This is a genomic window from bacterium (assembly GCA_037128595.1).
Classification (GTDB): domain Bacteria; phylum Verrucomicrobiota; class Kiritimatiellia; order CAIKKV01; family CAITUY01; genus JAABPW01.
Genome location: JBAXWB010000010.1, coordinates 63,005 through 87,156, shown reverse-complemented (window position 1 = coordinate 87,156; position 24,152 = coordinate 63,005). Strand labels below are relative to the sequence as shown.

Below are 24,152 nucleotides of genomic sequence, written 5' to 3'. Positions count from 1 at the left end.
ATTTTCTGATTCTTGAATTATCCTGTTCATCCTGTATATCGATGTTCATTTTCTTCTGTGAACAACTCAGCATCGTGACAACCCAACAACTACTTCTTCGCAGGCGGCACAGACCGCCCCAGCCGCTTCAGCACCTCTTGCAAATCCGACCATGCTTCCTTTTTCATCACGGGATTTCGCAGCAGATACGAGGGATGATAGGTCGGCATTAAATCAATCCCCTCAAAACTCAGCCATTTCCCGCGCAGCTGGCTGATCCCCGTCAGATTAAGCAGGCCGAGTACAGCCGTCGCCCCGAGCGCCACAATCACCTTCGGCTGAACCTCCGCAATCTGCCGCTTCAGGAAGGGAAGGCAGATGGCCATCTCTTCAGGTGTCGGCGGCCGGTTATCGGGGGGCCGGCACTTCAGGATATTGGCAATGAATACCTCTTCCCGCCGGAAGCCCATCGCCGTAATCATTTTGGTCACCAGCTGTCCGGCGCGCCCCACAAAGGCCAACCCCTGCTCATCTTCATCGGCCCCAGGGGCTTCTCCAATGAACATGAGTTCCGGCCGTTTGGCGTTGCCCTGTCCCGGCACGGTCTGGATCCGGGTTTGATGCAACGCACATTTCTTACAGCCGGCGATCTCCAAGGCAATTCGAGCCATTTCGTTTTCCATTCTGGCCGGAGCCGGTATCACGGGTTTAACCAATATGCCCGCAGGCGGCGGGGCAGGAGTTTTGGTAGGGCGAGGCGTCTCGCCGAGCCGTCCCAGACTCACCGACGCCAAACTGACCTCAATCTGAGTGATGCCATCCGCCTTCAGGCCATTCAGGTAAGCTGACGTCTGACTGAGAATTTCCGCCAGTTCCTGTCGGGGGTCAGGGCACACAGGGGGTTATCCCTTCCGGGGCAAATCAGACGGCTGCCCCTCTTTATCCAAAACCGGACGAGGCGAAACCTGCCGCATATAGAGCGGGCCGAAGGTAATATAGCCCAACACCATCAAAATCATGAATACCGCCGCCGGCACCGCAATTTTCTGGGGGCCAAACAGCACACACACCATGATCACCATGGGAATGAACAACACGGGATGCTTGGTCGGTTTGGGATACCGTACATTGGAGACCTGCAGACTGATGAAAATCAGCACCCCCACCAGGAAGAGACCCGCCACCCAGCCGGAGTTCAGGGAATACTTCTCAAACGGCTCGCTCTGGCTGATAAACACGATCATCGCCACCCACCCGGCACAGGCCGTAATCGGCAGCCCGGTATAGCCCCCCTGACCCCGGTCAGGATCATGGGCCTTGAAGCGGGCCAACCGCACCACGCCGGAGAGCACCACCACGGCCGTCATGGCCACCCGCCAGAAAATCCGCGCCGAATCCTGGGGAACCGACCCCGTCAGCATCACCACATAAATCAACACCGCCGGAGCGATGCCAAAGGCGGTCATATCCACATAGGTGTCGAGTTCCGCCCCGATTTCCGTACACCCCTTGAGCTTGCGAGCCACATTGCCATCAATCCCGTCCAGGATCATGGCCAGCATGATTAGCAGCGCCGACCACCGGTGCATCGCGCCCGCCCTCTCCATCGTTTCGTTCATGCTCTCGACGGTGACCAGAATACTGAAAAACCCACAGAGCATCGCCATCAATGTGATGGTAATCGGTATCAATTGACGCCAGGTAATCACTTGCTTCATAAGGATCCTTATTGTTTCAACCGGGCCACGACCGTCTCACCTGCACGGACCTTATCGCCCTTCTTGACCACCACATCCACATCGTCGCGAGGGAAATACATATCCAGCCGTGAGCCGAACTTCATCATCCCGATGGGCTCACCTTTCTTGACGACCTGACCGGGGGCCACCCAATAGACCACCCGCCGTGCCACCGGGCCCACGATCTGCTTCACCAGACAGGTGGTTTTGGCATTCCGGATGACAATCGAACTGTGTTGATTCAACTCGGAGGACTTCTCCTCGAAGGTGAAAAACCGCGCGCCCGGATAATACTGGGCATGCTCAATGGTCCCTTCCATCGGGGAGCGGTTCACATGGACATCGATCAGACTCAGGAAAATACTGATCCGGACCGCCTTGGTTTTGAGGAATTCCGGCTCGTCCACCTCCACCACCGCCATCACCTTACCCTCGGCTCCGGCCATGATGTCCCGCGGCTCAGGCGAAGGAATGCGCACCGGATCCCGGAAGAATACCAGCAAATAGCCCACCAGAATAACCGTAACTATCCCGCTGAATACAAACGCTTTACGCCACGACACCCGCGTCAGACGCAACAGGCCGCACAGCAATCCCCCCAGCACCAACACCGCAATGACAAACGGAATAATCTCTAGTCTAAACGCCATAGTTAAACTCCTTTTCAGCCGTTAATATTGACCGAGAAAGAGGTATAAAGTCAATCTCACAGAATATCCCGAAAAAAGAACGGGACCCCCGTTCCGGAGTCCCGTTCTACACATCAGCTGTTCCGCGAACTTAGACCAGGCCCTGGTCAATCATCGCATCGGCCACCTTGACGAAACCGGCAATATTGGCACCCAGCACATAGTTCCCAGCGTCCCCATATTCCTCCGACGCCGCATAGGCGTTGGCATGGATCGACTTCATGATGCCATTCAGTTTCTGGTCCACTTCCTCACGTGACCAGGACAACCGCATCGAATTCTGGGACATTTCCAGACCTGAGGTCGCCACCCCACCGGCATTGGCCGCCTTGCCCGGCCCGTACATGACCTTGGCCTTCAGGAAGACTTCCACGCCATCCGGGTCGGTCGGCATATTGGCCCCTTCGGCCACCAGCTTGCAGCCGTTCTTCAGAAGCGTCTTCGCATCCTCCCCTGAGATTTCGTTCTGCGTCGCCGACGGGAAGGCGCAGTCGCACTTGATGCTCCAGGGCCGCTCGCCATCCTTGTACTGGCAGCCGAACTTGTCCGCATAGTCCTTGATTCGGCCCCGCTTGACGTTCTTCAACTCCATGATGAAGGCCAGCTTCTCAGCGGTGATGCCCGTGGGATCAAAAATCGTACCATTGGAGTCGGACACCGACACGCACTTGCCACCCAGCTGGTTGACCTTCTCGATGGTGTACTGCGCCACGTTGCCGGAACCGGAAACGGCACAGACTTTACCCTTCATCGAGTCGCCGCGTTTCGCCAGCATCTCCTGGGCGAAATAGACCGCGCCATACCCGGTCGCCTCGGGACGGACCAGCGAGCCACCCCACTTGAGCCCCTTGCCCGTCAACACGCCGACGAACTCATTCTTAATGCGCTTGTACTGACCGAACATGAACCCGATTTCACGCCCGCCTACCCCGATATCGCCGGCCGGAACATCCGTATCTCCACCCACATGACGATACAACTCAGTGATAAACGACTGACAGAACCGCATCACCTCGTTATCGGATTTGCCCTTGGGATCAAAATCCGTGCCACCCTTACCGCCGCCCATGGGGAGCGTCGTCAGCGAGTTCTTGAAGATCTGCTCGAACCCGAGAAACTTGATGATGCCCAGGTTGACCGAGGGATGGAAGCGCAGGCCGCCCTTATAGGGACCAATCGCGCTGTTGAACTGCACACGGAACCCGCGGTTGACCATGAATCGGCCCTTGTCATCCTGCCAGGGTACCCGGAACATGATCACCCGCTCCGGCTCCACAATACGCTCGAGAATCGCATGATCCTGATACTTCTTGTGCCGTTCCACCACCGGGGCAACGGATTCCATCACCTCAGTAACGGCCTGGATGAATTCCAGCTGCTCTGAATTCTTACGCTTCGTCTGCTCCAACACGCTTTCCACATACTTGTTCATTTACGCTCTCCTCTAGGTTTATACGGCACTTGATTGCCGTAATATAGGTCTTGCGAAAACTTGTAGCAAAGCTAATAGTGCCATATATCAGACAATTCAAGCGGCCCTTTTGCCGTATTATTTCCAAAGCGAACTTATTCACGAGTGATGCGATGACGAAAAAAGAAAAGACCGGCCTAGCCATCCTGAAGATCTTGAACGATAATGTGAACCCGATCGGGGCGGCAAAAATACGGGGCGCCCTGTTATCAGCGGGAATGGATGTCCAGCCCCGGACCATCCGGTTCCATCTGCTGGCACTTGACCGGACGGGACTCACCACCCAGGTGAGCCGTCGCACCGGGCGGCTGATCACCGACAAGGGGAGAGAGGAACTGGCGCATGCCAATATTGTGGACAAGGTGGGAGTGGTCGCCTCCCGCGTGGATAACCTTGTCTACCGGATGTCATTCCGCCCCTCCTTGAATTCAGGAACGGTGGTGATCAACATTTCACTGATTCAACCGGAACACCTCTCGCGCGCCCTGAACGAGATGAAGCTGGTCTTCCGCCACAATCTCGCCATCAGTCCCAGGATCATGATCGCCCGGCCCGGTGAAGCCATTGCCGGCACCATTGCCCCAAAAAACTATATTTCGATCGGCACGGTGTGCAGCGTCACCATGAGTGGGGCCCTCCTCCACGAAGGGATTCCCGTCAAAGCCCGGTTCAGCGGATTACTGGAGATCCGGAACCGGATCCCGATCCGGTTCGTGGAACTGATTGAATACAGCGGCACCACCCTCGATCCGCTGGAGATTTTCATTCAGGCTAATATGACCCGGGTCAGGGATGTGATCCTGACCGGCAATGGCATCCTCTGCGCCGGGTTCCGGGAAATCCCGACAGCGGCGCTGGATGACGCACGGGCTATCGCCCGCAAGATGCGGCTGATGGGACTGGGCGGGATCGTGGAATTAGGGCCGCCTAACCAGCCGGTACTCGGGGTGCCCGTCTCGGAAGGGCATGCCGGCCTCATCGTCTACGGCGGCCTGAATCCCATCGCCCTGCTGCGCGAATCGGGACTCCCCGTCATCATCAAATCCATGGCCGGGCTTGAGAACTATGCGTCGCTCAGGACCATCGAGGAATATCAGCGGAAAAAAGAACCATAAACGGCCCTTACTTGATGAGGCGGTCCAATCCCTCAAACGGATTCACGATAGGGGAGGGCTTCAAGTGGGACTCGGCCGCCGGGCCATCGCCCATGGACCGCAAACTGTCGGGGGCATGCTCATCATCATGACAATAAATGCAAAGTAACTCCCAGTTACTGCCATTGGGCGGATTGTTGTCGTGATTAAAATCCTTGTGATGCACCGTCAACTCGCGCATCCGCTTGCCCTCAAATTCCCGGCCACAGCGGCCGCAGACATGCGGAAACAACTTCAAGGCCCGCATCCGGTAGCCTGCCTGACGGGCTTCCATCTCCCGCCGCAACTCATTGTGTAATTGATTTTGCCGCTCGGTTTTCATCAGCCCCCGCCCCCTTCCCGGGCACGCAGGACGCGGGCAGGCAGTCCAACCGCAACCACTTTGGCCGGCAGACTCTCGGTCACCACCGCGCCCGCCCCCACAATCGTGCCTTCCCCGATGTTGCACCCATCCTGCACAATCACCCCGGCCCCGATCCAGGCCTCAGGCCCGATAAAGATCCCTTTGGCCGTCCGCTTCTGATCCATCACCGAGGTATCCGACCTCGAGAAATCATGCCCGCCTCCCACAATATAGCTATAGGCTGCAATCAACACCTTCCGCCCGATCTCCACCCGGTCTGAAGAGGCAATATCACAGTTAAAGCCGATATTCACATCGTCACCCAGCACGATATCCCCATTCTTGCAGTGCAGAATCGTATTGCGCCCGATAAACACCCCCGAACCGATCACAATGCCGGTATTGGCGTCCCCTTTGGCATCCAGCAGACAATTGTCATCAATCACCACATTGTCGCCGATGATAATTTTCTTGGGGTGCCGTAGGACAATATTGGCCCCGAACACGACATTCCGCCCGCATTTTTTAAGCAGGCGCGGATACAGCGCCTTGCGCAGGACCAACCCCAGCGCCCCGGGAATCGTGGAGCATAACAGGATGATGACTTCATACTTCATCAACGTCAACCAGCTCCCCCGCCCGATCACCAGCGCCAGGTACTTCTGCATCGGGGAGAGATTGCTCCGCACCAACTGCTGCTGGATATCCAAAATTTCATGTGGTTCTGACATAGCCGGAATAATGGCAACCTGCCCCCCCGCCGTCAAGAGTCGATGCCCGCCCCCTTCATTTGCGCATTGATTATTAACTATAGCTATACTATAGACGTTTCATCAAAACTATCTCACACTTCCTGCAGGGCCTCGCCTGGGCCTCTTGCTGGCCTAACGCCTTCCAGTCCGCCCGGGAGGGCCAGCCTATCCCCCTCCTGCTGGGCGCCTTCTGCGCCCTGATGCCGGACACCCTGGATCACTGGATTTCCCCGTATCTCAAAAAACCCGACATCCACATCGTCCCCGACCCCGGATCACCGGCACCCCACATGATTGCCGAAGCCCTTGCCCTCGCGGTATCACAATCACATCGCCTCGGCAGGAAGCTCCTTCTGGAATGTTATCCCATCCCTATCGGGCCCGGCCAATGGATCCCCTATACCCTCCATTTTGACAGCACCGGCCGGCAACTCTCCGTCAGGCTGGCCGGTCCCTCCCCCAGTAACGCTATCCATCCCGCTCCCGCCCGTCTGGCGACCGACCCCACCACCACCGTGGCTATTCATAGCCAGCCCGTCACCTTACAAACCGAACCGCTGGCGGACGGACGGGTCTTAATCACCGTCACGCCCTGGCAGCAAGCGTGGTCCCACAGTCTCATGATCGGACTCGCCCTGGGCGCCCTGGCGGCGGGACTCTGGGGCTGGCCGGCCGGAGCCATTGCCAGCGGGGCCTATGCCTGGCATGTCTTCACCGAGCAATGGGGCTTTACGGGTTCAGCCCTGTTCTGGCCCTTCCATCGCAAACGCCGGCCAGGCTTTCAATGGATACCGCCCCGGCACCAGCGGATGGCGGAGGTAGCCCTGTTGTGGCTTGCCCTCCTTCTGATCGCCGGGAATATCATGCGAACCGCTACCCCCGCAATCGAAGGGCCCTCGCTTCTGCAATTACTCCTGTTCGGGGGCGCCATTCCGCTTGCCATAGTGGCCCGCTTCCGCTTGAATCCGTGAAATGAGCATATTAACCGGAAAAACTAAGATCACGTTCAAGCCATCTGAAATTCCTGTGATGGATGTCATGCAGGGGGCGTCGCGCTGGGAAACCAAGGTGCATAAACACGGACTGGTGGCCCTGGTCGACGTCATGCCCCGGCTGGTCCCTGAAGGCAAAACCGCCGACTCCGCCATTGTGCAGGCCGCCCGGGTCTCCTATGGCGAGGGCACCAACAAGATCACGGAGGACCGCTCCCTGATCCGCTACCTCTTGCGCCATCAACATACCAGCCCCTTTGAAATGGTGGAGTTCAAGTTCCACCATGTCATGCCGATTTTCGTGGCCCGGCAGTGGATCCGGCACCGGACGGCCAGCCTGAACGAATACAGCGCCCGCTACTCGATCGTAAAGGACCGCTTCTACCGGCCCGTCATGAGCAGTCTCCGGCAACAGAGCAAGACGAACAAGCAGGGCGGCACGGAACCGCTTGACGACCTGACCGCCGCGGAATTCTCCCAGTATCTGGACGCCACGGAAACGCACTTCAAGGACTATCAGCAGCTTCTGGATAAGGGCGTGGCCCGCGAACTGGCCCGCATCGGGCTCCCCCAGAACCTCTACACGGAATGGTACTGGAAAATCGACCTGCACAATCTGCTCCATTTTCTCAAATTGAGGATGGACGTCCATGCTCAATTGGAGATCCGGGAATACGCCAAAGTCATGTTCGACATGATCAAGCCGATTGTGCCCATGACCATCGAGGCCTTCGAAGATTATCAGTTGGGCGCCGTCACCTTGACCCGTCTGGAAGTCGAAGCCATGCGATCCGGTGCCCCGCTCGTCAGTGATAACAAGCGCGAACAAGCCGAGTGGGAAGAGAAACGCCGCACACTGGGCCTCAAAGCCGAATAAGACCCCATCGTCTTACCCGAAACTCATGTACTGGCCCTTGGGACCGGTGAGCGTGTCATCCCATTTCTTCGGCTTTGAGGCGCCGATCGTCTTGATTTTCTTGGATGACATCAGGGCGGCCTTGCCATCACGCCCGGCCACCGGCAATGAGGTCGTGTCAAATTCCTGCTGCCGAATCGCCGTCGTCTCGGGCACATCGTACTGCACATAGAGGGTCGGCACCTCCTGGTCCGAAAAAAACAGGATATGCGCCCCCCTGGGAATACAGCGGTATTCACGGTTGGTCACCAGGGTGCTGGCGAACCGCTTGATCCGCGCGAACCCGTCTTCGTTATACACCACCGTCAGGATCCGGTCCCGGTCAAGGATGGCACTGTGAATCAGTCCGGCATCCACAAACAACTTGTCGGGCGGCGGCACCGCCTTATACCGGCCATCCTTCCACACCAGCAACAGCTTATCCAGCGAGGAGCACTCGAATAACGGGGTGCCCGCGATTTTATAGCCCAGATAACCCTTGGCCTTATCCAGATTGATGGTCAATTCAGAAGCCGTGAGCTCACGGACCTCCACCGCCTGAAAACGCTTCATCTGGGTCAGGCGCGGGAAGCTGGCCCCGTATTTCTTCTGGAGCTGCCTCAAATACCGCACGGCATAGCCGATCAGGTTGGCCATATTCTCCCGTGACTCAGCGAGCGCTACGCGCAACGCCTCCATCTCCTGCTGATTCTTCGACACATCAAACAACGAAATGCGCCGGATCGGTATGCCCAGCAGCAACTCGATATCGGCATGGGTGAGATCACGCTGAAGCTGTGAAAGGAACGGCTCCAGCCCGGCCCGCACCACCTGCTCAACCTCTTCGTGGCTCTCACAGCTCTCGATGGGCGTGTAGAGCCGGTTCTGGACAAAAACCTGGACCAGCGTCTTGCGGTGCAACTCCTCGGTCAGCTGTTTCTGCTGAACCTTCAGCCGCCGCTTGAGCAACTCCAACAGCCGGTCGGTATTATACTGGAGGACCTGCTCCACATCCATTTCGGTCGGCCGGCCGGCCCGGATGACCATGATGCGGCTGGCCACCTGGACCTCGCACTGGGTGAACGCATAGAGGGTCGCCACGGCCCGCGTTGCATCCTCCTCAGGCTGCAATTGGATCTCCACCTCTACCGCGCCCGCCGTGTAATCGCTGATACTCCGGAGCTTGACCTTCCCCTTGCGCGCCGCCTCTTCAATGGAGGCAATCAGGGAATCGGTGTTGGTCCCGAATGGCACCGAGCGCACCACCAGGGTCTGGGCGTCACGGATCTCGATCGTCGCCCTGACACGGACATAGCCCCTGCCCTTGTCATAACCGGACACATCCATCACGCCGCCTTGCAGGAAATCGGGATAGACCTCAAAGGGCCGCTTCTGGAGGATCGCCACCTGGGCCTCAAGCAGTTCATTGAAGTTATGCGTCAGGATACGGGTGGACAACCCGACCGCGATCCCCTCCGCCCCCAGCAGGAGTAATAACGGGATGCGCGCCGGCAGGGTCACGGGCTCTTCCTTGCGGCCATCATAGGAGGGCACGTAGTCGGTCAAATCCGTATCAAACAGTTCCTCGCGAGCCAGCGGGGTCAGCCGGCATTCAATATAGCGGGAGGCCGCCGCCGGATCGCCGGTAAAGACATTCCCGAAATTCCCCTGCCCCTCAATTAAATACTGCTTGTTCGTCAGCGTCACCAAGGCATCGGCAATCGAGGCATCCCCATGGGGATGAAACTGCATGGTATAGCCGACGATATTGGCGACCTTGATAAACTTTCCGTCATCATTCTCATTCAGCGAATGAAGGATCCGGCGCTGAACCGGCTTCAGCCCGTCCTCAATGTCCGGAATGGCCCGATCGCGGATGACATAGGAGGCATAGGTCAGGAAGTTGTCGTTCACCAACCGTTTGAGAGGACCGTCATCCACTGCGGCAATATCCCGGATCACGACACGGCTCGGCAGGCCATGCCCGCCAACCGCTTCGCCCGGGGTCACCGGGGTCGACAGTTCATCTCCACTAAATAATTCCGGCTGCTCACTCATCTATGTTCTGTCCGTCCTCTGCCCTCTGCTCACTGCCTACTGCCCTCTGCTCACTGCCTACTGCCCACTTCCTACTCCGCCTCCATCACCAGGTTATCCATGATGTACTGCCGCCGTTCCGGTGTATTACGCCCCATGTAGAAACTCAGGATGGCAGGAATGCTGTGCCGGTTTTCCACCAGCACCGGCGTCAACCGCATATCGGGCCCGATAAACTGCTTGAACTCCCCGGGCGAGATCTCGCCCAACCCTTTGAACCGGGTCACCTCAGCCCCCCGCCCGATCTCTTTCACCATCGCATCGCGTTCCTGCTCGGAGTAGCAATAGACCGTTCGCTTGGCATTCCGCACACGGAACAGCGGCGTCTCCAGGATGTAGACATGGCCCCCATTCACAATCGGCTCGAAGAATCGCAGGAAAAAGGTCAGCAGCAGGTTACGGATATGCAGCCCGTCCACATCGGCATCGGTCGCCAGAATCACCTTGTTGTACCGGATCCGCTCGGGGGATTCCTCGACATCCAGACTGCGCATGAGGTTATAGAGTTCCTCGTTCTTGTACATCACGTCGCGGTTGAGTTCACAGGTGTTGAGCGGCTTACCGCGCAAGGTGAAGACCGCCTGGCTGGAGACATCCCGGCAACTCGTGATCGAGCCGGCGGCCGATTGACCCTCGGTGATGAACAACATCGTCCCTTCGCCCGTCCCGTCACCCTTGTCGAAATGGATCTTGCAGTCCTTCAACTGGGGGACGCGGATGGAGGTGGCCCGGGACCGCTCGCGCGCCATCTTCTTGATGGACTGCAACTCCTTGCGCAGTTTGACCGTCTCCTCAATCTTCAGGATCGCCTTTTCGGCGGCCTTCGGGTCACGGTGCAGCAGATCCACCACCACATCCCGCACCTGCTGCACCAGTTCACTCCGGATTTCCGTGTTGCCGAGTTTGTTCTTCGTCTGCGACTCGAAGACCGGATCCTTCAGCCGGATGGCCATGGACCCCGCCATCCCCTCACGGACATCATCCCCCTCGAATTTCCCCTTGGAATATTCATTGAAAGCCTTGACCAGCCCTTCGCGGAAGGCGCTCAAATGCGTCCCGCCATCGCTGGTGTATTGCCCGTTCACAAAGGACAGGAAGACTTCTTCAAACCGGTTGGTATGGGTGAAGGCCAACTCCAGGGTCTTGGAGCGGTAATGCAGGATGGGATAGAGCGCCTCATCGCCCACCTCATCCTCGACCAGATCCCGGAGCCCTTCCTTGGAGACAAATACGGCCCCGTTCAGCTCGATCTTCAAGCCGGCATTCAGATAGGTATAGAGCTGGGTCCGCCGCTTCAGATGCTCCGGCAGGAAAACGACTTTCCCGAAGATCTCCGGATCCGGCTCGAACACCACCAGCGTTCCATCGGGCTCATCCGTCTTCCCCTTGGATTCATTGATCAGCTTCCCGCGCTTGAACTCCGCCGCCGAGAACTCCCCGCCGCGATGACTGCAGACCCGGAAGGCCACCGACAGCGCGTTGACCGCCTTGGTACCCACGCCATTCAGGCCCACACTGAACTGGAAGACATCGTCGTTGTATTTGGCGCCGGTATTGATCCGCGACACGCATTCCACCACCTTGCCCAGGGGAATGCCGCGGCCGTAATCCCGGACGGTCACCCGCGTGCCCTCGACCGCCACCACGACGCGAGTCCCGAAGCCCATGATGAACTCGTCAATCGCATTGTCCATCACCTCCTTGACCAGCACATAGATGCCGTCATCGTAATGGGTCCCATCCCCCACGCGCCCGATATACATCCCGGTCCGCTTGCGGATATGCTCCAACGACGAGAGCGTCTTGATCTTGCTCTCATCATAGTTATGTTTCTTTGCAACGCTCATAAGGTGGAAGGCCGCGCATTGTACCGATTTCAGGGAGGAAAGCAAAAAAGAACGGGGAAGGCTCAGAAAGCCAGAATAATGCCCTTTGAGCGGCATCCTCACAAGGTGGCGTTCGCCGTCCCTGGCGAACGCATGGGAACTAGGCGGCGGAACGCGGGGTCACCATGCGCAGATTGGCGACCTTGAGCACCTTCTCGTTGCTCACGAGGTTGATGGCGGCCTCGAGATGGGTGAGGACTTCCGGCGGTATGCCGTTAACCTTCGCTGCCTTCTTTTGCAGACCACGCAGGGCGGTAAGGATTCCCGTCAGCTGATCCTGCGCAGGTTTCTCCGCCTCCCTATACGCCCGTAACTCCTTCTGGCGCAGGGTCCCCGCCAGGGCCGTCTTCTGCAGGCCTTCGAGTGCGGTTCGCTTCGAGGGCTCAAGATCCTTGCCGCGCAACGCGTTTTCGATCCACATCAGATCGCCGATGTCGGAAAGGTCGGGAATAGAGCCTTTCACGTTCTTCCCCAACCACTCCGGATGGCACTGGCTGACCCAGTCGTAGATGTGGAGGTAATTATAGAGGGAAGACCGGCCAAGATCGAGTCGCTGGTGCGCGTAATCTTCCATGTCCTTGTGTTTGAGCGCGGCGTAGAGGCTACGATCCCTCACATCCGCGAGTTGCCTGGCGATGAACAGGTACATGAGTTGCGCCCGCTTCAGGTTGCCCTTCAACACGAACGTCACCTCCAGTGCTTCCTGCGCGAGATTCACCGGCTTCCCAGACTTCGTCACTCCCGTTCCCTTGCTTGCCATATCGCCTCCTTATCATTTGCCCTTCTTTTACGCCATATTGCCGCACTTTTTCTAGGAAATTCGGGAATCCAGTCCAGTTGACTGGATTGACACTAGCGAGGCAGACACACTTAGATCAACTATTCAGGGCGGTAGGTATACTCAGGGTTTTCTACTGGGCTTCCCGTAAATTGCCGTACCCTCTGCCACTCGACGCACACCTTTTGAGGCACTCGCAGCATTATATTCATTTACAGGCAATCGGATATTTCGCCTTTTCCCCTTGCCCCCCACAGTCTGGCGTGCAACCAGCCATTTTGAGAGGGAGGCTTGACTTTCCCCGGATTTTGCACCCCGCAAAAGCCCTTCAACGCTTATATCCTCATCCAAATCGGGCCAATGGAGCCCTGATCCACGCCCAATCAAGCGCCACCGCTGAAGCTCCGCCCGGGTTCCATGTAATAACCGCGGATACCACGCCAACGGCACGCTTAATACACGACCATCAGAAAGATCCACGATCAGGCTTTCGTCATCTACTACGACTTTTTCCGCAGTCAGGCCCGGCATCTCAAGCGTTGAAGTATTCATTCCATTTCTCCATCAGAAGCGATTCATGTATAGCAACCAGGCGACATAATTTCGTTATTTCATGCCCGCTGAATCCCCCACTACGCTCTAAACGGACAGGATTAATCCAAAACTTTGACACACAATTCTCCCGCTCAATATGGACATGAGGAGGCTCCCCATGATCGCTTGCGTAAAAGAAAAACCGATATGGTCCAATAATTAGTACAGTCGGCATTGCAGTCTAACCTATATTTAAATCTTACTGAATTATGCGGCTTGCCTTAATCGGCGTCAATGAAAGTTTTTTACCTTAGTCCTTGCAGATATCCTGACCCTATTCCGCCCCCCCAGGGTCTCTCGTTTTGGCTTATTTCGGCTCTCCGGATGCGACGGAGCGCAGCCCTCCATTGTGAAAACACCTGATATTTTCATGATTTCAATTCTTAATGGAGGGTTTCGCTCTGTCGAAACCAGTGCCAAAAGGGCCAAAACAAAAGACCCTGATTCCGCCCCCACACCTGCGGGCTTTAACCTTGAGACTGATTCAAGCCCCTGATAGTCTGACCGCGATTTGACAAGGAGATAAGGATAACAAAGCCACAGTATACCGATGCAACAAGAGGTCGACTAAGAACAGGTAAACAGTCCGTTCTAAATATTTAAGCGTTGAAAATGAAGAAAAATTTAAACGATGAATTTGTGCCGGCTCGAAAGCACGCGAGCATTACAACAGGGGAAGTCATCCGCATGCTCCGTGAACTGAAGGGGTGGACTCAGGAAGAGCTTGCTAAAAGATCAGGGGTACACGCCAAAAATATCAGTACGCTTGAAAATGACCGGATTGACATCGGGAAAAAGCGGGCGGAACAGTTGGCTAAAGCCTTTGGCGTTCATCCTGCCATCATTATGTTTCCTGAATATGAATCCGCCCTGATTGGAAAAGCCGCATAGAGACTCATCATCATATGCCCTCCTTTTACGCCATATTGCCGCACTTTTTTTAGGAAATTCGGGAATCCAGTCCAGTTGACTGGATTGACAATGGCGAGACAGCCCCACCCCCATCGGCTATTCAGGGACTATCCCTTGCCACCGATACCCTTTGAGATCACATCCAAGGTGGCGTTCGCCGTCCCTGGCGAACGCATGGGCGATTGATGGGCATCCTATCGGCCTTCAGCCGCCGGGGACGTCGGCTGCCACCATGGAAAATTCTAGGCTTTGCTCTTGGGCATCTTCGGCTTCCGGGAAACCGCTTTCCTGCTAACTGCCTTTTTCTTTTTTGGCTTGAGCACCGCCTTCACCTGCCTCTTAACGGGCGGACTGGGCGCCAGCGGCGCCTCCGGCTCTCCCACCATTTCGATGCCGAACACATTGCCGACTTCCTCGCTGTCGAGCACCGCCTCCGTGTCGGCCCCCTTACCCGTGGTCAGCGCTTGAACCGCCCCTGACTGGCTGACCAATTCCTTGTGATCCACATGCCGCAACAGGAACAGCAACTCGGGTTTCTCGTCCAGCCGAGCGCCCACCCCATATAGCACCGCGGCCACATGCTTGCACATCTCCGCCCAATCAGGACAGGAACAGTCCAGGTCGATTTCCGAAGGCGCCGGGAAAAGCCCACCGGCCTTATTCGTCATCACGCCCATCACCCGCTCGGACAGCTTGCCCGACAGCAGTTCCATCAGGGAGCCAATGGAACCGGCGCACTCCTGACGCAAACGGCCCCACTGCTTCTTTGCCACCGGCTTGATGCCGATCTTGATCTTGTATAACGAACTGCCGCTCACCAGGGCCTCAATCTGGCCGCGCTGGATATCGAGATGCAACACGGACCCATTCCGGACATAGGAGCGCCCACGCGGCAATCGATTTGAATAGTCACTGTAGGATTCAAGGTTCTCACACCACGCCTTTCCCCAGAAGGTCCGGGCGATGGTTTTGCTGTTCAGCTGAACCGGCTGATGAGCTCCCCCCTTTTTCAACAGCTTCGCGGCCGCCTTGGCCGCCTTTTCCTTCCGCACTGCCACCGGCACATAAGGCGGATACATATCATAGCGGCTATAACTGGTTCGTCCCCATCGGCTCATTTTTAACTCCTTTTCCTAAAAAACTGTTTTACGGATTTCTCTCATTTCCTCAATTAGTTGAAGTCTTCTCTTCCCGCGCGATCAATATCGAGCGAGACAAATTTTATCAGTTCGTCGTTGCTCATTTCAGTCAACCTGACCTCACCGCCCTCCCCATCCACCACGTCGCGCGCCAGCGCGGCTTTTTCTTCAAGCATGGCGTCGATCTTTTCCTCGAACGTGCCCCGGCACACGAATTTATGTACCAGCACGTTCCGCTTCTGGCCAATCCGAAAGGCGCGGTCGGTGGCCTGATTCTCAACGGCCGGGTTCCACCAACGGTCAAAATGAATGACGTGCGAGGCCGCCGTCAGGTTCAACCCCGTCCCGCCGGCCTTGGTGGTCAGGACAAAAAAGGGCGGCCCCTCCTCGGCCTGAAAGGTCTCGACCAACCGACGCCGGTCTTTGACGGGCACCGCCCCGTGGAGAATCAGGCCCGGTCGCCTGAATACCTCGGCCAGACACGCCGCCAACGGCTGCGTCATCTCCTGGAATTGAGTAAACACCAGCACCTTTTCCTGCCGCAGCGCAATCTCGGAGACCAGTTCACGCAAACGCAGGAATTTACCGCTCTCGTCGTGAGCGTACGTCTGATCGCGCAGCCAATGCGACGGGTGATTACAAATCTGCTTGAACCGCATGATGTAGCCCAGCACCAGACCGCGGCGGGCGATCCCGTCGACTTCCTCGAGCTTCGCCTTCATTTCCCGCACCGATTGCTCGTAGAGGGCCGCCTGTTTTCGTGACAACGGGCAATAGGCCTTGACCTCCGTCTTGTCCGGGAGATCCGCAATAATCCGCTTGTCGGTCTTGAGCCGGCGCAGGATATAGGGGCGCACCAAGGTCCGTAAGGCACCCAGCCCCCCGCTACTTCCGGAACTCGCCTTGAGGTAGTCACTAAACCGCTTGGCGGAGCCCAAAAGGCCCGGATTGAGATAATCAAAAAGAGACCACAGGTCTCCCAACCGATTTTCGACAGGGGTTCCGGTGAGGGCAATCCGATGCGAGGCGCGGAGCTCTTTCACCGCCTTGGTCTGGCGTGCGGCCGGATTCTTGACCGCCTGCGCCTCATCCAGCACCGCCAGATCCCACTCCTGTTGGCGCAACTCCTCCCAGCGCGCCACCATCCCATAGGTCGTCACCACCAGATCGCAACCCTTAATCGCCGACGCCACATCCTTCTGAACCCGCCGCCACTCATCGGGAGGCATATCCGAGGGGTGGAGAATGCGTGCGTTGAGGGACGGCGCAAACCGTTTGATTTCAGCCTGCCAATTCGCCATGAGCGAAGCTGGCGCCACCAGGATACTGGATTTCGCGGAGTTGGGACGCCCCTCATGTTTCCGGGCTGCCAGCAAGCCCAGAACCTGGATCGTTTTACCCAATCCCATATCATCGGCTAGGCAGGCTCCCAAGCCCAGCGTGTTCATAAACTTCAGCCATTCCACCCCGGTCTGCTGATAGGGCCGCAGGACATGTTCCAACCCGTGCGGGATTTTCGCGTGTCCCAGACGCGTGGGATCACGAAGGTTGGCCAAGGTCTCATCCAGCCAGGCTCCCGCCTGTAGCCCCAGCCAAGGCTGGGACTCGGGCGCCTCATCCTGACCGGAGGCCGCCCCGCCCTCAACGCCCGATAGCATCCGCAAGGCATCGCCAAAGGAGACGCCGCCCGCCGCTACCTTCTCGGCCTTTTTCCATTGCGCCAACGTTTCACTCAACTTCTCTGCGTCAGCCTCCACCCACCGGCCCCGGATCATCACCAGCCCACTGGAGGCCTCCATCAGGGCTTTCCATTCTTCCGGGGTCAGGGGATCGCCCCCTAGCGTCGCCTCCACACTGAAATCCAACAGGGCATCCCGCCCGAGGCCACCCTTGCGCTTTTCCCCAACCCGGACACTCACCACGGGCCGGGCCGGTCGGTTGCCGCCCCACCGGTCCGGCATACGGACCACTACCCCGTTTTCTTCAAAAAGCGGAATCTCTTTAAGAAACTGAAACGCCTGCTCCGGATGCCAGGCCAGTGGCTTGAAAAGGCTTCCACTCTCCACCAGATTCTTCACCCACTTGCTTTTCTCGGCAGAGCGATAGACGGGCGTCAACAGCTTCAACAGCGCATCCTGATTGCCTTGATCGGCCTGTTCGCGGAGTGCCTGCCCAAGGGGCCGATGCTGAATCTGCCCCCCTGCCGAAACCCCACTGGAATACGTTGCTAGAAACGCGAACGGGAATACGGCGTTCTTGGGGTTTTCAGCCAGGTGAAAACAGACCCGCCCTACCATCCGCCAGAGGGGGCTCAGCCCCTTTAAATAGGCTTCCACGCCCCCGGCACGACGCCCCGCCTCAAGCCGCGTTCCCTCATCCAGAACCAGCCAGAGCGCCTTGAGCACCTCTACCGACAGATATTCGCCTCCTACCATTGGTGGAGCTTGATCCACTAACGCCGTCAACTCAGACTCAGATGGAAGCGCCGTCAACCGGTCTAACCCCTCTGTTTCCGGCCTGTGGCAGAACCGGGTGAGATAGAGTCGGGCGAACTTCCGCCAGAAGGCGGGAACCGCAGGCAACTGCGTCTCCAATTCACGGGAGGCCAGATGCAGAAGTCCAGCGGTTACCCCGCCGGAAAATGCAGACGCCACACGATCCGCAGCCACCTCGACCGGCCATAGGTCCCCATCATGGATACTCCACGTGAGGTGGCCGTGTGGATTCAGCGCAAGGGTCGGATACTCAGGCGGTGCAGTCATGGCCCCTCAGAACTTCGGCTTTTTCCGGTGTTCGGCCAGCAGGGTCTGCAACACCTCAAAGCGGCGGGCATCGATTTCGCCGGACGCGAGGGCGGCCCGGAAGGCACAATTGGGCTCGCGGTTATGCTGGCAGTCCCGGAACCGGCACTGGCCCTGGAGCGGCCGCAACTCCCGGAACCCGTCCTCAATCTGTTCACGCGTCAGGTGCGTGAGGCCAAACGCCTGCAGGCCGGGACTGTCGATCAGCGCCCCCCCGCCCGGCAGGTCATACCAGCGGGCATGGGTCGTGGTGTGTTTGCCGCTGTTAAGCGCTTCGGACACGATGCCCGTCTTGCCCCCCGCCTCGGGCACCAGGGCATTCAGCAGCGTCGTCTTGCCCATCCCCGACTGACCGACCAGGATCGAAATATGACCGGATAAATGACTGCTTAACGTGTTAAGCAGCCCATCTTGAGCGCTGACCTCCAGTACCGGATGGCCCAGCCGCGCAAAAGGGGCAAGCAACTCACGGCCACGTGGAAGGTGGGTGACGAGATCGCACTTGTTCAGCACGATCAGACCGGTCAGGTTCTGGGATTCCACCGCACACAGGCAACGCATCAGGAGTTCGTCACTGAACCCCGGTTCCGTCGCCGCCACAATCACCACCTGCGTGACGTTGGCCGCAATCAGTTTCTCCTTAAAAAGATCCGCCCGGTACAGGAGACTGCGCCGGGGACAGAGGACATTGATGACGCCCTGGGTATCACTCGAAGCCTCCACCTCCACTTCGTCCCCGCAGGCATACAGGCTCTTCTTGCCGCGCGGGGAACACATCAGGAGGCGGCTGGCGCCCGGTCCGGTTTCGTCGATCCGGACCTCATACTGGCGCCCGTAGGCCGCCACGATGCGCCCTTTGAGCGCGGAACTGGTTTGAGACATCATGTACGTGCATTATAGTCTGGCGGGTTTCCCAACGCCAGAGGTATTCCCTGTCACCCCGATTAGCCCCGTCTTGATTTAAAGCAACATCAGGATTTTAGACAAAATTTACAGAATGTTCAAAATGGAGAAAGATTCCTGGTTTCGACCTATAAAAATATTTTGTGTATTTTGTTCATTCTGTCAAATTCCTGAGGGCTTAAGGCAGAAATTTACCGCGTTTCAACTTCTCCGGCAGATAGGTATCCAGTACGTAGTTCAACCCGTGCTTGGCAAAGGCCTGCTGTTCCACACGTACCCCCATCTTCAGCATCTGGTTGAGCGTATCCTGCCACTCCTTGTGGTGCTTGATGAAGGGATCGTTCTTCAGGGCATCCTTCGCCCGCTTGATATCCACTTCTTCCAGCGGATGAGTGGCATCCTGCAAACCGAAGTCCAGGATGTCCTGCGGGGTGACCCCCAGGTAATGCGCCTGGGGCACACAGAAGAACTTGTTGATGTGGGCGGCCTGCCCGGACCCCACCTTCAGGGTCCGGTAGATGTTGCAATACCCATAGGGGTCCCCGTCGGTAAACACCAACACCGGCAGCTTGCGGTCGTCAGCCAGGCGCCGGATAAACCGCCGGCAGGCCCGGGTGGGCACGCCGCTCATGGAAATGAGCACACACTTGGCCGTTTCATAATAGCGGTGATGCACCAGACGCTGAAAGAGGGAGGAGGTTTCAATCACCAAAATGAACTTGGCATCGGACTCGAATTTCAGATGCTCCACCCGCGACGGAATGCTCCAGGCCCCGGAGCCCAGTTTGGCGCAGTTGATCTTCACCACTTCGCCGGTGACGGGATTCTGGTCAATCACGATCAACGGCCCCGTCACATCACCGCCCCGCTCCTCGGGAATGTAGCCGATCTGCTCACGATTGACCCCGAGCATGGCTTCCATGTCATCCAACAGCGTATCACTCTCGGGCTGGGCCTCAAACCGGCATTCACCCCAGCTCTTGCTGTTGTAGTAGATCTCACGTTTCCCGGCGATGTCGTTCTTGTCGAGCAGGTCTTTCTTGGTCGTAGCCAGCAGCCGCATGGTCTGGGCAAAGGCCTTGACGGTATTGTAGCTGAGGGTGCGCGTCGCCGTCTTGCCCCGGATCTCGAAGTAGCCCGCTTTCGGGTCATACTTGACGTTGGCCAGCGACCGGATGGGAAACTTCATCGAGGGCTTCTTCATTTTTTTGATGATGTCATTGTAGACATCACGGCCAACGGAAAGGATTTTGTCGGCTACGCCCTGGCGGGAAATCATGAGCGCCGCCTCACCTGTCCCTGTGGTTTTTTTGGTTGTCTTCTTTGCCATAATTGCCTCGTCAGGTTTCCAAATGGGAACGTTCCAACATGGTCTGCAGGGTCTTGACCACCCGCGCCTCATCCTTGTCCGGCAGATCGAGAATATCCTTCAATCCCAGGGCCAGATGCGGAATGTACTTCACAATGTAGGAGCGCTTCCGTTCGGCCTCATGCTCCCGGTTGCGCCGGCTGAGATGCACCGAAAGGCGCCGCCCGCATTCCTGCATGCAGAACGTAATCTCGCGGATGATTTCAGGATAATGGGCGATGGCCTCCTTGCTCTCGCTCGTGAAGGGCACCCATACACTGGCAATATGCACCATCATCACGGCCGGGCCGATAGGCAGTGAGCCGCGGGGTTGAGGCAACCCGTAACTTTTCCAGTTCACGGCCGTAATGGCCTTGGTAATGGCGCAAGCGCCACCCATGTACAGCAGGGGCACCCGGTTGGCAAACCGGAGCAGCCGCACGGGATCATCGGCGCTGAGCCCCTCGTTCTCCCCCGGCTTGGCAAAGGCCATGCCCACTTCCACCTGAAAGGGATTTCCCCGGTACACCGTGGGATCGCGGGTGACGGCAGTGATAAATTCCGCCTGGATCTCCTTGGCCAGCCCCCCCTTGATCAACTCCTCGCCAATCGGTGACAGGCAGTCCGTCGGCGGGCGCATCAGTTTCGTCTCATTCACCGCCTTGAACAGGGTCTCCACCTCCCGGTTGGCGATCCGGCGCGGATTGGCTTTGGGGTCCAACCCGGCCCGCGTACAGATGTCCAGCGCCGTCTGACTGCTGACCCGCGAAAAATCCTCGGACAGCGCACTGCGGAGGGTATGCGATTCGGTGTCGCGCAACATCTGCATCAGCATCCCCAGCTCAACGCCATGGGGATGCGGCTTGATCTCGACGGGGGGCGTGGGCAATTTATCCGCCAGTCTCAGCCATGAAATCCACTGCCCCTCGACCAGCGGGGCCGCCGTCTCCTCGCCGGCTTCCCCCTCCTTATTCATCAGGTTGATGCGGTAATGCAGTTGGAGATGCGGATTGGAGATCAGGCACTGCCGCAGAAACTCATCCACCGAAAGTTTGCCCCTGAAATATTGCGCCTCCATCTCAATCATCACGGAGGTCCCATGCTGATGGGCTTCCATCCCCGCCGGGGCGCCTTCGGCCCCCGCACGCGGGAAGGCGGGCAGCCAGTCCAGCTCGACATCCTTGAGAATCGAGGGGGTGTTTTTCCGGGTATCAATCTGGACCTCAATGTGATGGGCCTGCTTGGCCCGCGGCAGTTTGGAGAGGATCCGGGTTGCTTTTCCCGTCGTCAACTGCCCGTACATTCCCGCCGCGCTGATCCCGATGCCCTGCTGGCCGCGGGACATCCGCAACCGGTGGAATTTGGAACCATACAACAGCTTGGCGAAGATCCGGGGCACTTGCTGCCGCATGACTCCCGGCCCGTTATCCGTTACCTCCATCCGGAACCGCTTTCCACCGGACTGGGTGATTTCGACACTGATTTCCGGCAGGATGCCCGCCTCTTCACAGGCGTCCAACGAATTATCGACCGCTTCCTTGACGGCGGTCAGCAACGCCTTGCGCGGACTGTCAAACCCGAGCAGGTGCCGGTTCTTCAGGAAAAATTCAGATACTGAAATCTCGCGCTGTTGACGCGACATGGTTTCAGCCGTTGCCTTGGGTGCAGGAGTCTTTGCCATCGGAATGCCTCCAAAATACGATCAACTCACGTTCGCCCGAGTTCGCGACTGCGCCGGGCGGCCGCCTGAATGGTGCCCTCAAGGGTGTGCGCGGTCACCGGATTTTCCAATATCTCACGCCCCGCCGCCGTGGTCCCCTTGGCGGAGGTCACGGCCGTGGCGAGATCAGAAGGGGTCATCTGCTTCTGCAATAGTAACTGCGCCGTCCCGGCCATGGTCTGGGCCGCGAGAATCAAGGCCTGCTCCCGGGGCAGGCCCTCCTTGACCGCGCCATCCACGAGACGGTCCAGCAGATAGGCAAAGAAGGCCGGACCTGAGCCGCTCAGCGCCGTCACGGCATCAAAAAGGGATTCAGGAACATCCAGCGCCCGGCCGCAGCAGCCCAACAGGTTGGCCACTAGCGCGCCATCCTCTGCGGTGGCACGACTTCCCCGGGTAAACACATTCATGCCGGCCCCGACCAGACAGGCGATGTTCGGCATCACCCGCACCACCCGCCCGGCGGGCAGCAGCGACTCCATATACAGGGTGGTTTTACCGGCGGCAATGGAGACCAGCAAATGTTTTCCCGTAACGATGGTGACCAGGTCGCTCAACACCTCGCCCAGTTGTTGCGGCTTCACCGCCAACACACAGACCGGTGCCAATGTCACCACCTCGGCATTGGAGGTCGTCGTTCTGACTCCGTATTCACGGCCCAGAAAGGTCAGTCGGTCGCCGCTGATATCCGAAATCACGATTTCTCCCGGACTGGCGAACCGGTTCGCAATCAAGCCGGCGAGCATGGCCTCCGCCATTTTACCCGCCCCGATAAATCCGATTTTATACATAGATCCTCTCTCCCGGCCTCTGTCGCTCACCGTTATGAAAGGTTTTGACAGAGCAAAACCCTCCACCTTTCCGGCATACATATTCTCCCTCAATGGAGGGTTTTGCTCTGTCAAAACCTCTGTCCGTCAAAGTAGTGCCACCCTTTGTAAATAGCCTGCACCGCGATGTCATAAGGCTTCAAAATCAGGCCTCTCCCCGGAAAGTGGATAAAGGTGGCCACGACCAGCAGGGTCGTATACAGAATCAGTGCTAGCAAAATCGTGGTTCCCATCACTCCGCTTATTCCACGTGAACGAGGTCGTGTCGACGAGGGAACCTCGGACGCTTCCCAATCCGCAGGGAGCTGATCATTGAGCTCCCCCCGTTCATACGCCCTCAACACCTCCATCACCCCGTCCAGATTCCGTTCTGAGGCAATATGTCCATGGGTCCGGTGGACCGTCTCCACCACTTCAGGGGCCGCATTGGCCGGGCAGGCGGTGAAACACGGCGGATCGATTTCCATCATACTGATGTCGTTATGGCCATCACCGACCACCAGAATCTGGGCGTTGGCGATCCCCAGATGCCGGGCCAGTTCCGTTACGGCCAGTCCCTTGGTAAACGGGATCACGCGCACACTGATCTCCCCGGCCGACTGAAACATCTGGAGATACCGGTAGGGTTTGACTTCTGCGCGGAGCACCTCGGCCCCGAATGAGGCAGCACTGTCGTCATCAAACCGGAAAGTCAACCGTTGCCGGTTGGACACCATCACCCGGGCAAACGGATTCTGGGACAGGACGGCCTTCCGGATTTTCGGCAGCGCCCGCCGGACAATGAGTTCATCCCGCCACTCAAGCCAGAGGATCCGCAGGTTCCAGATCCAATGCGGCAGAAACCCCCATTTTTTGCATTCAAAGATATAGGCATGATTGACGATCACGAAATCCGGCGAGATGCCAAAGATGCGCATGGGCCTGAAAATATGCTTATAGCCGCTCAGACTGCGTCCCGTGCAGACCACCCAGATGACCCCATAGCTCGTGCGGAGCTCGGCAATCCGGTTACGTAACGAGCGGTATTGGTCAAACTCCCGGCGATGCCCCATCAGGGTGCCATCGGCATCGGTGACGAACATCCGGATCTGCCGGAGCATATTGACTGAAGGGCTCATACGACTAAAAAA

General features: G+C 57.7%; 22 protein-coding genes. 4 read left to right on the top strand and 18 right to left on the bottom strand.

Annotation, left to right across the window (positions count from 1 at the left end):
- Nucleotides 1-89 precede the first annotated feature (89 nt).
- The 4 genes from WCS52_08155 to gdhA all read right to left on the bottom strand — a co-directional run bounded on the left by WCS52_08155 (nucleotide 90) and on the right by gdhA (nucleotide 3,839).
- Complete coding sequence (locus WCS52_08155) at nucleotides 90-875, bottom strand: uracil-DNA glycosylase (GenBank protein MEI6167153.1); 786 nt, start codon at nucleotides 873-875, stop codon at nucleotides 90-92.
- 6 nt (nucleotides 876-881) lie between these two features.
- Nucleotides 882-1,697 carry a CDP-alcohol phosphatidyltransferase family protein gene (locus WCS52_08150; GenBank protein MEI6167152.1) on the bottom strand — a complete coding sequence of 272 codons (816 nt, stop codon included), beginning with the start codon at nucleotides 1,695-1,697 and terminating at the stop codon, nucleotides 882-884.
- Between the two features lie 8 nt (nucleotides 1,698-1,705).
- On the bottom strand, nucleotides 1,706-2,368 hold the full coding sequence (locus WCS52_08145; protein ID MEI6167151.1) for a phosphatidylserine decarboxylase: 663 nt from the start codon (nucleotides 2,366-2,368) through the stop codon (nucleotides 1,706-1,708).
- A gap of 130 nt (nucleotides 2,369-2,498) precedes the next feature.
- Nucleotides 2,499-3,839 (bottom strand): NADP-specific glutamate dehydrogenase, encoded by a 1,341-nt coding sequence (gene gdhA / locus WCS52_08140; protein MEI6167150.1) that lies wholly within the window; start codon nucleotides 3,837-3,839, stop codon nucleotides 2,499-2,501.
- Nucleotides 3,840-3,991: 152 nt separating this feature from the next.
- On the opposite strand from gdhA, the gene WCS52_08135 reads away from it, so the two are divergent.
- Nucleotides 3,992-4,993, top strand: coding sequence for an NrpR regulatory domain-containing protein (locus tag WCS52_08135; GenBank protein MEI6167149.1), 1,002 nt, complete (start codon nucleotides 3,992-3,994; stop codon nucleotides 4,991-4,993).
- 7 nt (nucleotides 4,994-5,000) lie between these two features.
- On the opposite strand, the gene WCS52_08130 is transcribed toward WCS52_08135, so the two are convergent.
- Nucleotides 5,001-5,354: a YajD family HNH nuclease gene (locus WCS52_08130; protein ID MEI6167148.1), complete on the bottom strand. Its 354-nt coding sequence runs from the start codon at nucleotides 5,352-5,354 to the stop codon at nucleotides 5,001-5,003.
- Nucleotides 5,354-6,106: an acyltransferase gene (locus WCS52_08125; protein ID MEI6167147.1), complete on the bottom strand. Its 753-nt coding sequence runs from the start codon at nucleotides 6,104-6,106 to the stop codon at nucleotides 5,354-5,356. Before WCS52_08125 ends, WCS52_08130 begins: the two co-directional genes overlap by 1 nt.
- Before the next feature lie 221 nt (nucleotides 6,107-6,327).
- Between WCS52_08125 and WCS52_08120 the strand changes: the two genes are divergently transcribed.
- Nucleotides 6,328-7,098 (top strand): hypothetical protein, encoded by a 771-nt coding sequence (locus WCS52_08120; GenBank protein ID MEI6167146.1) that lies wholly within the window; start codon nucleotides 6,328-6,330, stop codon nucleotides 7,096-7,098.
- Between the two features lies 1 nt (nucleotide 7,099).
- A complete protein-coding gene (gene thyX / locus WCS52_08115; GenBank protein ID MEI6167145.1) occupies nucleotides 7,100-7,996 on the top strand; it encodes an FAD-dependent thymidylate synthase in 897 nt (298 codons plus the stop codon).
- A 12-nt stretch (nucleotides 7,997-8,008) separates the two neighbouring features.
- Here the strand turns inward: thyX and WCS52_08110 are convergent, their stop codons facing one another.
- The 5 genes from WCS52_08110 to WCS52_08090 form a co-directional block, all read right to left on the bottom strand.
- Nucleotides 8,009-10,072 carry a DNA topoisomerase IV subunit A gene (locus tag WCS52_08110; protein MEI6167144.1) on the bottom strand — a complete coding sequence of 688 codons (2,064 nt, stop codon included), beginning with the start codon at nucleotides 10,070-10,072 and terminating at the stop codon, nucleotides 8,009-8,011.
- Nucleotides 10,073-10,143: 71 nt separating this feature from the next.
- A complete protein-coding gene (locus tag WCS52_08105; protein MEI6167143.1) occupies nucleotides 10,144-11,958 on the bottom strand; it encodes a toprim domain-containing protein in 1,815 nt (604 codons plus the stop codon).
- 139 nt (nucleotides 11,959-12,097) lie between these two features.
- Nucleotides 12,098-12,757 (bottom strand): hypothetical protein, encoded by a 660-nt coding sequence (locus WCS52_08100; protein ID MEI6167142.1) that lies wholly within the window; start codon nucleotides 12,755-12,757, stop codon nucleotides 12,098-12,100.
- Between the two features lie 141 nt (nucleotides 12,758-12,898).
- Nucleotides 12,899-13,327 (bottom strand): DUF2442 domain-containing protein, encoded by a 429-nt coding sequence (locus tag WCS52_08095; GenBank protein MEI6167141.1) that lies wholly within the window; start codon nucleotides 13,325-13,327, stop codon nucleotides 12,899-12,901.
- Nucleotides 13,308-13,544 (bottom strand): DUF4160 domain-containing protein, encoded by a 237-nt coding sequence (locus WCS52_08090; protein MEI6167140.1) that lies wholly within the window; start codon nucleotides 13,542-13,544, stop codon nucleotides 13,308-13,310. The genes WCS52_08095 and WCS52_08090 overlap by 20 nt, the downstream gene beginning before the upstream one ends.
- A gap of 437 nt (nucleotides 13,545-13,981) precedes the next feature.
- Here WCS52_08090 and WCS52_08085 point away from each other — a divergent pair, with 437 nt between their 5' ends.
- On the top strand, nucleotides 13,982-14,260 hold the full coding sequence (locus WCS52_08085; GenBank protein ID MEI6167139.1) for a helix-turn-helix transcriptional regulator: 279 nt from the start codon (nucleotides 13,982-13,984) through the stop codon (nucleotides 14,258-14,260).
- Between the two features lie 263 nt (nucleotides 14,261-14,523).
- On the opposite strand, the gene WCS52_08080 is transcribed toward WCS52_08085, so the two are convergent.
- From WCS52_08080 to WCS52_08050, 7 genes are all read right to left on the bottom strand, one after another.
- Nucleotides 14,524-15,399 carry an SWIM zinc finger family protein gene (locus WCS52_08080; GenBank protein MEI6167138.1) on the bottom strand — a complete coding sequence of 292 codons (876 nt, stop codon included), beginning with the start codon at nucleotides 15,397-15,399 and terminating at the stop codon, nucleotides 14,524-14,526.
- A 53-nt stretch (nucleotides 15,400-15,452) separates the two neighbouring features.
- Entirely contained in the window at nucleotides 15,453-18,182 is a 2,730-nt protein-coding gene (locus WCS52_08075) for a DEAD/DEAH box helicase (GenBank protein MEI6167137.1), read from the bottom strand.
- A gap of 6 nt (nucleotides 18,183-18,188) precedes the next feature.
- Nucleotides 18,189-19,106 carry a ribosome small subunit-dependent GTPase A gene (gene rsgA, locus WCS52_08070; GenBank protein ID MEI6167136.1) on the bottom strand — a complete coding sequence of 306 codons (918 nt, stop codon included), beginning with the start codon at nucleotides 19,104-19,106 and terminating at the stop codon, nucleotides 18,189-18,191.
- Nucleotides 19,107-19,302: 196 nt separating this feature from the next.
- The gene (locus WCS52_08065; GenBank protein MEI6167135.1) at nucleotides 19,303-20,403 is read right to left on the bottom strand and encodes a DNA topoisomerase IV subunit A; all 1,101 of its coding nucleotides are present in this window, start codon (nucleotides 20,401-20,403) and stop codon (nucleotides 19,303-19,305) included.
- A gap of 61 nt (nucleotides 20,404-20,464) precedes the next feature.
- Complete coding sequence (locus tag WCS52_08060) at nucleotides 20,465-22,153, bottom strand: DNA topoisomerase VI subunit B (GenBank protein MEI6167134.1); 1,689 nt, start codon at nucleotides 22,151-22,153, stop codon at nucleotides 20,465-20,467.
- A gap of 26 nt (nucleotides 22,154-22,179) precedes the next feature.
- The gene (gene proC / locus WCS52_08055; protein ID MEI6167133.1) at nucleotides 22,180-22,983 is read right to left on the bottom strand and encodes a pyrroline-5-carboxylate reductase; all 804 of its coding nucleotides are present in this window, start codon (nucleotides 22,981-22,983) and stop codon (nucleotides 22,180-22,182) included.
- Nucleotides 22,984-23,093: 110 nt separating this feature from the next.
- Nucleotides 23,094-24,140 carry an HAD family hydrolase gene (locus WCS52_08050; GenBank protein ID MEI6167132.1) on the bottom strand — a complete coding sequence of 349 codons (1,047 nt, stop codon included), beginning with the start codon at nucleotides 24,138-24,140 and terminating at the stop codon, nucleotides 23,094-23,096.
- Nucleotides 24,141-24,152 lie beyond the last annotated feature (12 nt).